A 12063-nucleotide genomic window follows, 5' to 3' on the forward strand; every position below is an offset into this window, starting at 1 on the left:
TTTCAAATTCCCACAAAAAAGGCGACCCGTTGAGATCGCCTTTTCATAGAGCCGCTTGACTATTACTGGCTGTAAATCTGGTCAAACACCCCACCATCATTGAAGTGGGTCTTCTGCACGGTGCGCCAGTCACCAAAGGTTTTCTCCACCGACAGGAAGTCGACTTTCGGGAAACGGTCGGTGTATTTGGCCAGCACCGCCGGGTCACGCGGGCGCAGGTAGTTGGCCGCAGCGATTTCCTGACCTTCAGGCGACCACAGGTATTTCAGGTACTCATCAGCGGCTGCGCGCGAACCTTTCTTGTCGACGACTTTATCGACCACCGACACCGGTGGCTCGGCTTCGGCGGAGACGCTTGGGTAGATGACTTCAAACTGATCACGGCCAAATTCGCGGGCGATCATTTCCGCTTCGTTCTCGAAAGTCACCAGCACGTCGCCAATCTGGTTGGTCATGAATGTGGTGGTCGCGGCGCGGCCACCGGTATCCAGCACCGGCGCTTGCTTGAACAGTTTGCCGACGAAGTCTTTGGCTTTGTTCTCGTCACCGCCGTTCTTCAGCACGTAGCCCCAGGCCGAGAGGTAGGTGTAGCGGCCGTTACCCGAGGTTTTCGGGTTTGGCACGATCACCTGCACGCCGTCTTTAAGCAGGTCCGGCCAGTCTTTCAGGGCTTTCGGGTTGCCCTTGCGCACAATGAACACGGTCGCCGAGGTGAACGGTGCGCTGTTGTCCGGCAGTCGGGTAACCCAGTTCTCCGGCACCAGTTTGCCGTGATCGGCCAGGGCGTTGATGTCGGTGGCCATGTTCATGGTGATGACGTCGGCCGGCAGGCCATCGATCACCGAGCGCGCTTGCTTGCTCGAACCGCCGAAGGACATCTGCACGGTGATGTTTTCGTTGTGCTCGGCTTGCCAGTGTTTCTGGAACGCAGTGTTGTAGTCCTTGTAGAAATCGCGCATCACGTCGTAGGAAACGTTCAGCAGGGTCGGTGCGGCTTGAGCCACGCTACCGAACGCAAGACCGGCGGCGAGAAGTGAGGCGCCAAAGAGTTTTTTCACTGCGCATTCCTTGTTCTGTGGGGGTGTTGTGCCAAAGGTGAGGCCACTTGCCACTGACTATAACGGGGCACGCATAGTCGCTTAAAGATTAAAAAGCACTTTGCTTATTCCATTTTCTTGAACAGTGCATTGCCGCATCGGGAGCAGAAAGCTGCGTCGTGTTCGTGGCTGTTTTTCTTGCACACCGGGCAATCGTGTTGCAGATGTTCGCCGCGCATGGCGTTGGCCAGTTCGGCGGTGAAAATCCCGGTGGGCACGGCGATGATCGAGTAACCGGTGATCATTACCAGCGACGAAATCACCTGGCCCAGCGGGGTTGTCGGCACGATATCGCCGAAGCCCACGGTGGTCAGCGTCACGATTGCCCAATAGATGCCTTTGGGAATACTGGTGAAGCCGTGTTCCGGGCCTTCGATCACGTACATCAGCGTGCCGAACACCGTCACCAGCGTGCAGACGCTGACCAGAAACACCACGATCTTCTGCTTGCTGCCGCGCAGCGCCGACATCAGATAGTTGGCTTGCTTGAGGTACGGGCTGAGTTTGAGCACGCGAAAAATCCGCAGCATCCGGATGATGCGGATGATCAGCAGATACTGTGCATCGCTGTAATACAGGGCGAGGATGCCGGGCACGATTGCCAGCAAATCCACCAGCCCATAAAAACTGAAGGCATAACGCAACGGCTTCGGTGAGCAATACAGGCGCAGGATGTACTCACCGAGAAAGATAATGGTGAAGCCCCACTCGATGTACGCCAGTGCATCGGCATAGTTGCGGTGAACGCTGTCGATGCTGTCGAGCATCACGACCACCAGGCTGGCGAGGATGATCAACAGCAAAATGCCGTCGAAACGCCGCCCAGCCGTGGTGTCGGTCTGGAAAATCACTACGTAAAGCTGATCACGCCAACGCTTGCTGCTGTCCATATGTAACGCCTGAATCGAAGATCAGCGCAGCCTAGGTTGATTCTCCCCATGAGCGCAAGGCGTGCTGTTAACCGTTGCGTTGCCGAGCATCTGGATGCCAGCGCGGATCAGCCAGCAGGCGAGAATGAATGGCGCGGTCAGCGTGGCCAGACCGACGGCGGCAAACAGGGGTGTCACCAGCAGCGCGAGGACGATGCCGAGCAACGGCAGCCACGGTTGTTGACGTTGTGCACTGAAGGCGAGTGCGGCGAGTACGGCGTTGTAGCTGCCCAGGCCGAGCAGGGCGGTATTGGTTTCGTGGTGCAGCAGACTTGAACCGAGGCCGATTGCACTTGCCAACAGCGCCCAGGCAAAGGCCCGGCGATCAGCTATCAGCAAACCGATGGCGATCAAGGTGCCGGCCAGCGGATGACCGAGAAACATCACCTGACCCAACCCTCTGAACTCGGCGGCGAGCAGGCTCACGTTATTGAGTTCGACAGAAGGCATGGGCATGGGCGGCGCCGCGAAGAGAAGCAGCCCCCAGCTTATGCCCACGAAAGGCGAGGTATAGGCCGGTATGGATCGGCGGTGGTACACATGTTTGAGCCATTGCTGTGTGAGCATTGCGCTCAGGCCACCGGCAGCAAGAATCAACGGCGGCAGCATCGGCGACCACGGGAAGTACAGGCTCAGCAGCAGGCCGAGCAAGACACCGTTGTAGCTGAACAATCCGGCCTGGCGATCAGCCTTGGCATAGTTGCGTCGTTGCGCGGTGAGCAATCCGGCCATGGCACCCAGCAGCGCGCCGGCAAACAGCACCGGAGCGGTGAGCAGGATCGCCAGCAGGCACAGCAGGCCGCACAGCGGATGACGCTGGAAGAAGATTTGACTGAAACCGTTGAGCAAAGCCTCGGCCCAGTCGGGGCAGTGGGTGTTGAAAGAGTTGGCAGGCATGGCAGTTCTGAAAGTCAGTACTGATCGTTCCTTTGCTGCGCGTGGGAACGATCATGTTGGAGTTAAATCAACGTCTCAATGCGCAGCGAGTTGGTCGAGCCCGGCTGCCCGAACGGCACACCGGCAGTGATCAACAGCGTGTCACCGCGCTCGGCCATGCCTTGCGCCTGGGCGATTTCCAGCGCGGTAGAACACACCTCATCGACCTGACGCAGACGATCGTTGACCACCGAGTGAATGCCCCACGCCACGCTCAAACGGCGAGCGGTTTGCAGGTTCGGCGTCAGATTGAGGATCGGTGCTTTGGGCCGTTCCCGCGCCGCACGCAACGTCGAGGCTCCGGACTCGCTGTAATTGACCAGCACGGCCACTGGCAGCACGTTGCTGATGCGTCGGATCGCGCAACTGATGGCATCGGAAACAGTCGCCTCAGCCTTGGGGCGGCTGACGTCGAGTTGCGTCTGATAATCCGGGCCGTTTTCCACCTGACGGATGATCTTGCTCATCATCTGCACGGCTTCCAGCGGGTATTCCCCCGACGCGGTTTCCGCCGACAGCATCACCGCATCGGCACCCTCGGCCACGGCGTTGGCCACGTCGGTGACTTCAGCGCGGGTCGGCGTCGCAGAGAAGCGCATCGACTCGAGCATCTGCGTTGCCACCACCACCGGTTTTCCCAATTCACGGCAGGTGCTGATGATGTTTTTCTGGATCTGCGGCACGCTCTCGGCAGGGACTTCCACGCCCAGGTCACCGCGAGCCACCATGATCGCGTCGCTCAGCTCGGCGATTTCGCGCAGTTGCTCGACGGCCGAAGGCTTTTCGATTTTGGCCATCAGGAAGGCTTTGTCGCCGATCAGTGCGCGGGCTTCGAGCATGTCTTGCGGGCGCTGGACAAACGACAGCGCCACCCAATCCACACCCAACTCCAGACCAAAACTCAAATCGCGGCGATCCTTGGCCGTCAACGGGCTGAGGTCGAGCACCGCTTGCGGCACGTTCACGCCTTTGCGGTCTGACAGCTCGCCGCCATTGAGCACGGTGGTGTCGATCGCATCGTCGTACTTAGTCACCACGCGCAGACGCAGTTTGCCGTCGTCGAGCAGCAGATCCATGCCGGCTTCCAGCGCCTCGATGATTTCCGGATGCGGCAGGTTGACCCGGCGCTCATCGCCGGGAGTCGCATCCAGATCCAGACGGAACGCCTGACCGCGATGCAACTGCACCTTGCCCTCGGCGAATTTGCCGACACGCAGTTTTGGCCCTTGCAGGTCCATCAGAATGCCCAGCGGATAGTTGAGCTGACGCTCGACTTCGCGGATCCACTGATAGCGCTTGGCGTGGTCGGCGTGGTCGCCGTGGCTGAAGTTCAGGCGGAAGATATTCACTCCGGCCTCGACCAGTTCGCGGATGTCTTGGATGCCATCGACAGCAGGCCCGAGGGTGGCGAGGATTTTGACCTTTTTATCAGGCGTCATGATTTAGAGCTCTCGAGAATCAGAATGGCGCGGAAGTCGTTGACGTTGGTGCGGGTCGGCTCGGTGACGATCAGCGCATCGAGCGCCTCGAAATAGCCGTAGCCATTGTTGTTATCCAGCTCGTCACTGGCGCTCAAGCCCAGTGCCGCGGCGCGCTTGTAGCTGTCCGGGGTCATGATGGCACCGGCGTTGTCTTCCGAGCCGTCGATGCCGTCGGTGTCACCGGCCAGGGCGTAGACGACGGGCAGGCCTTTGAGGCTATCGGTCAGGCTAAGGAGGAATTCGGCGTTGCGCCCGCCACGGCCATTGCCGCGCACGGTCACGGTGGTTTCACCGCCGGAGAGGATCACGCACGGCGCCGCCAGTGGCTGGCCGTGGTTGATGATCTGGCGAGCGATGCCGGCGTGGACTTTCGCCACTTCGCGCGATTCACCTTCCAGATCGCCGAGGATCAGCGTGCTGAAACCGGTCTGACGGCACTTCACCGCCGCGGCGTCCAGCGATTGCTGAGGACGGGCGATCAACTGGAAATGACTGCGGGCCAGGCTCGGATCACCGGGTTTGACGGTCTCCGATTCAGGGCTTTGCAACCAGGTGCGTACCGACGCCGGGATCTCGATGCCGTAGCGCTTGATGATCGCCAGTGCTTCAGCCGAGGTGCTGGGGTCGGCCACGGTCGGGCCAGAGGCGATGACCGTGGCGAGGTCGCCCGGTACATCGGAGATCGCGTAGGTATAGACCGTGGCAGGCCAGCAGGCTTTACCCAGGCGTCCGCCCTTGATCGCCGAGAGGTGCTTGCGCACGCAGTTCATCTCGCCGATGGTCGCGCCGGATTTGAGCAGGGCTTTGTTGATGGATTGCTTGTCAGCGAGGGTGATGTCTTCGGCCGGCAAGGCGAGCAGGGCAGAGCCGCCACCGGAGAGCAGGAAGATCACGCGGTCGTCTTCGCTCAGGTTACTCACCAGGCCCAGCACACGCTTGGCCACGGCCAGGCCGGCAGCGTCCGGCACCGGATGCGCAGCTTCGACCACTTCGATTTTTTCGCATGGGGCGCCGTGACCGTAACGAGTCACTACCAGGCCAGAGACTTCCCCCTGCCAGCAGCGTTCGACCACTTGCGCCATCGCGGCCGCGGCTTTACCGGCGCCGATGACGATGACCCGACCGGTGCGATCGTCTGGCAGGTGGGCTTCGAGGACTTGCTGCGGGTGGGCCGCGTCGATGGCTGTGGCAAACAGCTCGCGCAGCAGTTGTTGCGGATCGACCGACATGGCGGGCTCCCGGAATTCTTGTTATTCGAAAGGGCAACTCAGATCCAGTGTGGGAGCGGGCTTGTTCGCGAGTGCGCGGGGTCAGTCAACCTTGGTGTCGACTGACATTGCCTCTTCGCGAGCAAACCCGCTCCCACATGGAAAGCGGGGCAAAGGCTTACTGCTTGTCGCGGATCGAGAAGTTGGCCATGTGTTCCAGGCCCTTGATCAGCGCCGAGTGATCCCAGTTGCTGCCACCGATGGCCGCGCAGGTGCTGAACACTTGCTGGGCGTTGGCGGTGTTCGGCAGGTTGATGTTCAGTTCCTTGGCGCCTTGCAGAGCCAGGTTCAGGTCCTTCTGGTGCAGGCTGATGCGGAAGCCTGGATCGAAGGTACCTTTGATCATGCGTTCGCCGTGCACTTCGAGGATCTTGGAGGATGCGAAGCCGCCCATCAGCGCTTCACGCACCTTGGCTGGATCGGCACCGTTTTTCGAAGCGAACAGCAAGGCTTCAGCCACGGCCTGAATGTTCAGGGCCACGATGATCTGGTTTGCCACTTTTGCGGTTTGACCGTCGCCATTGCCACCGACCAGCGTGATGTTCTTGCCCATGGCCTGGAACAGCGGCAGTGCGCGTTCGAAGGCATCGGCGTCGCCACCGATCATGATGCTCAGGGTCGCGGCTTTGGCACCGACTTCACCACCGGACACAGGTGCGTCGAGGTATTGCGCACCTTTTTCGTTGATCTTCGCCGCGAAGGCTTTGGTGGCGGTCGGCGAGATCGAGCTCATGTCGATCACGACTTTGCCTTTGCCGATACCGGCAGCGACGCCGTCGGCGCGGAACAGCACGTCATCGACCTGCGGGGTATCCGGGACCATGACGATGATGAACTCGGCTTCCTGAGCCACTTCGCGCGGGTTGGCCAGCGCGACGGCACCCGCGGCAACCAGGTCGGCAGGCGCGGGGTCGTGGTGCGCCGACAGGAACAGGCTGTGACCGGCTTTCTGCAGGTTCGCCGCCATTGGGTGGCCCATGATGCCGGTGCCGATAAATCCGATTTTAGCCATGAGAAAATCCTCTTGTTTTTGTCTTGCTCAAGCAAATTGGGGGTGTTGCTTTGGGTGGGAGCGAGCAAGCCCGTTCCTACAGGTTTTGCGTTGTTCTTAAATTGCGTTGTGGGTTTTCAACCAGCCGAGCCCTGCTTCAGTGGTGGTAAGCGGCTTGTATTCGCAACCGACCCAACCCTGATAACCGATGCGGTCCAGGTGTTCGAACAGGAAGCGGTAGTTGATTTCACCGGTACCTGGCTCGTTGCGCCCGGGGTTGTCTGCGAGCTGCACATGGTTGATCTCACCCAGGTGCGATTGCAGGGTGCGGGCGAGATCGCCTTCCATGATTTGCATGTGATAGATGTCGTATTGCAGGAACAGATTGGCGCTGCCGACCTGTCCGCGAATCGACAGGGCTTGCGCGGTGTTGTTCAAGTAGAAGCCTGGGATGTCACGGGTGTTGATCGCTTCCATCACCAGTTTGATGCCCGCCGCTTGCAGCTTGTCGGCCGCGTACTTGAGGTTGGCGACGAAGGTCTTTTCCACGGTGGCATCGTCCACGCCTTGCGCACGGATACCGGCCAGGCAGTTGACCTGGGTGTTGCCCAGCACTTGCGCGTAGGCAATGGCCAGATCGACACCGGCGCGGAATTCTTCGACCCGATCCGGCAGGCACGCGATACCGCGCTCACCTTTGGCCCAGTCACCGGCCGGCAGGTTGAACAGCACTTGGGTCAGACCGTTGGCCTCCAGTTTTGCCTTGATTTCGGCGGAGCTGAAGTCGTACGGAAACAGATATTCCACACCACTGAAACCGGCCTTGGCGGCGGCGTCGAAACGGGCAAGGAAATCCTGTTCGGTGAACAGCATGGACAGGTTGGCTGCGAAACGCGGCATGGTGGTCTCCCGTAAATCTTGTGAAGTTCCCCTTGTGGCAGCGGGCTTGCTCGCCAAAGCGGTGGATCAGCCAACATCATTGTCGGATGTGGAAATGCTTTCGCGGGCAAGCCCGCTCCCACAGGGAGAGCGGTCAACAGTTAATCAAGCAGCGAAATCGCCGTCGGTGCGTCGTTGCCGACGAGTGCCAGGTCTTCGAATTCGTTGACGGCGTTGATCTCGGTACCCATGGAGATGTTGGTCACACGCTCCAGAATGATCTCGACGATCACCGGCACCTTGAACTCTTCGATCATCTGTTCGGCCTTGCGCAGGGCAGGGGCGATTTCCGACGGTTCGAACACACGCAGTGCCTTGCAGCCCAGGCCTTCAGCCACTGCGATGTGGTCAACCCCGTAACCGTTGAGTTCCGGCGCGTTGAGGTTATCGAAGGACAGCTGCACGCAGTAGTCCATTTCGAACCCGCGCTGTGCCTGACGGATCAGACCCAGGTACGAGTTGTTCACCACGACGTGGATGTACGGCAGTTTGAACTGAGCGCCGACCGCCAGTTCTTCGATCATGAACTGGAAGTCATAGTCCCCCGACAGGGCCACGACTTTACGGTTCGGATCGGCCTTCACCACGCCCAGCGCTGCCGGAATGGTCCAGCCCAACGGGCCTGCCTGGCCGCAGTTGATCCAGTGACGCGGCTTGTAGACGTGCAGGAACTGCGCGCCGGCAATTTGCGACAGACCAATGGTGCTGACGTAGCAGGTGTCCTTGCCGAACACCTGGTTCATTTCTTCGTAAACGCGCTGTGGCTTGACCGGCACGTTGTCGAAGTGGGTTTTGCGATGCAGGCTGGCTTTGCGCTGCTGGCAATCCTGCAGCCAGGCACTGCGGTTTTTCAGCTTGCCGGCGGCTTGCCATTCACGCGCCACTTCGATGAACACGGTCAATGCGGCAGCGGCGTCGGACACGATGCCCAGGTCCGGTGTGAACACACGACCGATCTGCGTACCTTCGATGTCGACGTGAATGAACTTGCGACCTTCGGTGTAGACATCAACCGAACCGGTGTGGCGGTTGGCCCAGCGGTTACCGATGCCCAGTACCACGTCGGATTTGAGCATCGTCGCGTTGCCGTAACGGTGCGAAGTCTGCAGGCCGACCATGCCGACCATCAGCGGGTGATCGTCCGGAATGGTGCCCCAACCCATCAGGGTCGGGATCACCGGAATACCGGTCAGCTCGGCGAACTCCACCAGCAGATCGCTGGCGTCGGCGTTGATGATGCCGCCACCGGCGACCAGCAATGGACGCTCGGCCTGATCGAGCAGGGCCAGAGCCTTTTCCACCTGCACGCGGGTTGCGGTCGGCTTGGCCAGCGGCAGCGGCTGGTAGGCGTCGATGTCGAATTCGATTTCAGCCATCTGCACGTCGAACGGCAGGTCGATCAGCACCGGGCCTGGACGGCCGGAGCGCATCTCAAAGAAAGCTTTCTGGAACGCGTAAGGCACCTGGCCCGGTTCCAGAACCGTGGTCGCCCACTTGGTGACGGGCTTGACGATGCTGGTGATGTCGACCGCCTGGAAGTCTTCCTTGTGCATACGGGCGCGGGGTGCCTGGCCGGTAATGCAGAGGATGGGAATCGAGTCGGCCGAGGCGCTGTAGAGCCCGGTGACCATGTCGGTACCGGCCGGGCCGGAGGTGCCGATGCACACGCCGATGTTGCCGGCCTTGGTGCGGGTGTAACCCTCGGCCATGTGCGAGGCGCCTTCAACGTGGCGAGCGAGGACGTGATCGATGCCACCGACTTTCTGCAAGGCGGAGTACAGCGGGTTGATTGCAGCGCCCGGGATGCCAAAAGCGGTATCAACCCCTTCACGGCGCATCACCAGAACGGCGGCTTCGATTGCTCTCATTTTGCTCATGGTTTTGTGCCTCTTTACGTTTTGTAATTGTATACAAGTGGCTTTGCGCAGAGTGTATTCACGGCGGACGGCGCAGGTCAATCCATTTTATCAAGCGTTCGTTTCATTCGTCGGAAGCCGATTCTGCTGTGGCTTTTCGTCGCATGTAGCGATTTTCGATAATTATTGTATACAAAAAAATAACTCATTGTGTTCTATTTGTCGCATTGGCCTGCGGCACAAAACCGCAGTCCCACGACTTTCCCTATAACAAAATGAGGACGGCACCATGAGCGCTTTAACCTTGAAAGTCGCAGTCAACCTGGTCAGTGAAGCCATCAGCGCAGGGCGAGGCATCAATGCCGCGCCGCTGACCATCGCGGTACTTGATGCCGGCGGTCATCTGGTCGCCCTGCAACGCGAAGACGGCGCCAGCCTGCTTCGCCCGCAAATCGCCATCGGCAAAGCCTGGGGCGCCATCGCGCTAGGTAAAGGCTCGCGCCTGCTGGCGCTGGACGCGCAACAACGGCCGGCCTTCATTGCCGCACTGAACAGCATGGGCCAGGGCAGCGTGGTGCCGGCACCGGGTGGTGTGTTGATTCGGGATCAGGCGGGGAACGTGCTCGGCGCGATCGGGATCAGCGGCGATCTGTCGGATATTGATGAGCAGGTGGCGATCAAAGCGGTGGAGGTGCTGGACTTGCGGGCGGATGCGGGGGTGGTTTCTTGATCTTTAGCGTCTGATTAACCGCTATCGCGAGCAGGCTCACTCCTACAGGATCGTGGTCAGGCACAAAATGTCTGAATGCCTCCGAGCCCTTATAGGAGTGAGCCTGCTCGCGATCGCGTCATCGCGGTGTCTCAGTCCGGTTCACACCCTTTGAGCACCAACCGAATAATCGTCTGCGCCGCCGCCTCATAATCCGCTTCGTCCAGCTTGTCCTTGCCGGTGACCGCAGAAATCTGCCAGTCGAAGTCGGCGTAGGTCTGGGTGGCAGCCCAGATACTGAACATCAGATGGTTGGGGTCGATCGGCGCGATCTGGCCGCGGTCGATCCAGGTCTGGATGCAGTTGATGTTGTGCTTGGCCTGGCCGTTGAGTTGCTCGACCAGGTCGGCGCTCAAATGCGGTGCGCCGTGCATGATTTCGCTGGCAAATACTTTGGACGCGAAGGGCAGGTCGCGGGAGATGCGGATCTTGGAGCGGATGTAGCCGCTCAGTACTTCGCTCGGTACGCCGTCCGCGTTGAACGGCGTCGACGCCTGCAGGATCGGCACGATGATGCTTTCCAGTACCTCGCGGTAGAGGTTTTCCTTGGATTTGAAGTAGTAGTAGACGTTGGGCTTGGGCAATCCCGCCTTGGCGGCGATGTCGCTGGTTTTGGTCGCTGCGAAGCCTTTGTCGGCAAACTCCTCGCTGGCGGCACGCAGGATCAGTTCTTTGTTGCGCTCGCGGATTGTGCTCATAAACCCGGTGGTTCCTTGCCTGTTCTGGCGGTGGCGCATGGTAGCACCGGCCTCGCGCAGCGCTCAAGAATGCCCCGTGTGCTCGGTGATGACCTGGCGCTCAATGCCCAGCAAGTCTGCGGCGTACATGCCGAGCGGGAAAGGTGGCTAAAGCTTCGTTCGTCAACAAGCTCTGGAAAGCCTTTAAAGGCTGAGCACGTTACCCCTGTGGGAGCGGGCTTGCTCGCGAAGGCGGCGTCTGAGTCAATGGACAGGTGACTGACACTCCCTTTTCGCGAGTAAGCTTGTTCCCACATTTGCCGGATGTGGCTCCCGTAAAAACGTTACTCGGCAATCTGCAACTTGCGCGACTCGGTGTACACGTAACGCACCTTTTCGTACTCGAACGGCGAGTTCAGTTGACCGTAGCGGAAACTGGTCTGATAGCGCTTGTCTACTGCGCGCAGGGCCCAGATCTCCGGATGGTTGGAGCTGACTTCTGACACGTTCAAGAAGTTGACCGCCGATTCGGCGCTGTAGTCCACGGCCAGACCTGCAGTGTCACGCAGGTTCGATGGGCCGAGGATCGGCAGCACAAAATAGGCGCCTCCCGGCACACCATAGAAACCCAGCGTCTGGCCGAAGTCTTCGCTCTGGCGTGGCAGGCCCATGGCGGTCGCCGGGTCCCACAGACCGGCGACGCCGATGGTGGTGTTGAACAACAGGCGTGCAGTCGTTTTCATGGAGCGCTCGCCCTTGAACTGCAACAGGCTGTTGATCAGGTTGGGTACGTCGCCCAGGTTGTTGAAAAAGTTGCTCACGCCGGTGCGCACGAAGCTCGGCGTGACGTAGCGATAACCGTCGACCACCGGCAAAAATACCCATTGATCGAAACGGTAGTTGAAGTGGTAAACGCGACGGTTCCACTCTTCCAGCGGGTCATACACGTTCAGCGCGTTGAGCGTGGAACGCTCGAATTCGCGTTGGTCCAGCCCCGGGTTGAATTTGAGTTTGGACAGCGGCTCCTTGAAACCGTCACTGTCGACCACCACCGGTGCATTGGCTTTGCTGTTATCGGCCTGGGCCATGCCTGCACAGAGGAGCGCTGCTATCAGCAGGA

Annotated in this window: 11 protein-coding genes; 1 reads left to right on the plus strand and 10 read right to left on the minus strand. The window is 59.9% G+C overall.

What is annotated here, in order from left to right; translation table 11 throughout:
* Nucleotides 1-62 precede the first annotated feature (62 nt).
* The 8 genes from AACY18_RS14430 to gcl form a co-directional block, all read right to left on the minus strand.
* Nucleotides 63-1058, minus strand: a complete 996-nt coding sequence (locus tag AACY18_RS14430) for a sulfate ABC transporter substrate-binding protein (protein ID WP_339433618.1) — start codon at nucleotides 1056-1058, stop codon at nucleotides 63-65.
* A 104-nt stretch (nucleotides 1059-1162) separates the two neighbouring features.
* Nucleotides 1163-1987: an ion transporter gene (locus AACY18_RS14435; protein ID WP_339433619.1), complete on the minus strand. Its 825-nt coding sequence runs from the start codon at nucleotides 1985-1987 to the stop codon at nucleotides 1163-1165.
* A gap of 21 nt (nucleotides 1988-2008) precedes the next feature.
* Entirely contained in the window at nucleotides 2009-2923 is a 915-nt protein-coding gene (locus AACY18_RS14440; RefSeq protein ID WP_339433620.1) for an urea transporter, read from the minus strand.
* Nucleotides 2924-2985: 62 nt separating this feature from the next.
* Nucleotides 2986-4401 (minus strand): pyruvate kinase, encoded by a 1416-nt coding sequence (gene pyk, locus AACY18_RS14445; protein WP_339433621.1) that lies wholly within the window; start codon nucleotides 4399-4401, stop codon nucleotides 2986-2988.
* A complete protein-coding gene (locus tag AACY18_RS14450; protein ID WP_339465217.1) occupies nucleotides 4398-5672 on the minus strand; it encodes a glycerate kinase type-2 family protein in 1275 nt (424 codons plus the stop codon). The genes pyk and AACY18_RS14450 overlap by 4 nt, the downstream gene beginning before the upstream one ends.
* Before the next feature lie 157 nt (nucleotides 5673-5829).
* Nucleotides 5830-6723, minus strand: a complete 894-nt coding sequence (locus tag AACY18_RS14455; RefSeq protein WP_339433623.1) for a 2-hydroxy-3-oxopropionate reductase — start codon at nucleotides 6721-6723, stop codon at nucleotides 5830-5832.
* Nucleotides 6724-6819: 96 nt separating this feature from the next.
* Nucleotides 6820-7602 carry a hydroxypyruvate isomerase gene (hyi, locus tag AACY18_RS14460; RefSeq protein WP_339465218.1) on the minus strand — a complete coding sequence of 261 codons (783 nt, stop codon included), beginning with the start codon at nucleotides 7600-7602 and terminating at the stop codon, nucleotides 6820-6822.
* Nucleotides 7603-7742: 140 nt separating this feature from the next.
* Entirely contained in the window at nucleotides 7743-9518 is a 1776-nt protein-coding gene (gcl, locus tag AACY18_RS14465; protein ID WP_250603832.1) for a glyoxylate carboligase, read from the minus strand.
* Between the two features lie 268 nt (nucleotides 9519-9786).
* Between gcl and AACY18_RS14470 the strand changes: the two genes are divergently transcribed.
* The gene (locus tag AACY18_RS14470; RefSeq protein ID WP_339433626.1) at nucleotides 9787-10227 is read left to right on the plus strand and encodes a GlcG/HbpS family heme-binding protein; all 441 of its coding nucleotides are present in this window, start codon (nucleotides 9787-9789) and stop codon (nucleotides 10225-10227) included.
* A gap of 131 nt (nucleotides 10228-10358) precedes the next feature.
* Here AACY18_RS14470 and AACY18_RS14475 read toward each other — a convergent pair whose 3' ends face one another.
* Complete coding sequence (locus AACY18_RS14475) at nucleotides 10359-10964, minus strand: TetR/AcrR family transcriptional regulator (RefSeq protein WP_221731929.1); 606 nt, start codon at nucleotides 10962-10964, stop codon at nucleotides 10359-10361.
* Between the two features lie 323 nt (nucleotides 10965-11287).
* Nucleotides 11288-12031: an MlaA family lipoprotein gene (locus tag AACY18_RS14480; protein ID WP_401162512.1), complete on the minus strand. Its 744-nt coding sequence runs from the start codon at nucleotides 12029-12031 to the stop codon at nucleotides 11288-11290.
* Nucleotides 12032-12063 lie beyond the last annotated feature (32 nt).

The organism is Pseudomonas sp. EA_65y_Pfl2_P74 (genome assembly GCF_963970575.1).
Classification (GTDB): Bacteria; Pseudomonadota; Gammaproteobacteria; order Pseudomonadales; family Pseudomonadaceae; genus Aquipseudomonas; species Aquipseudomonas baetica_A.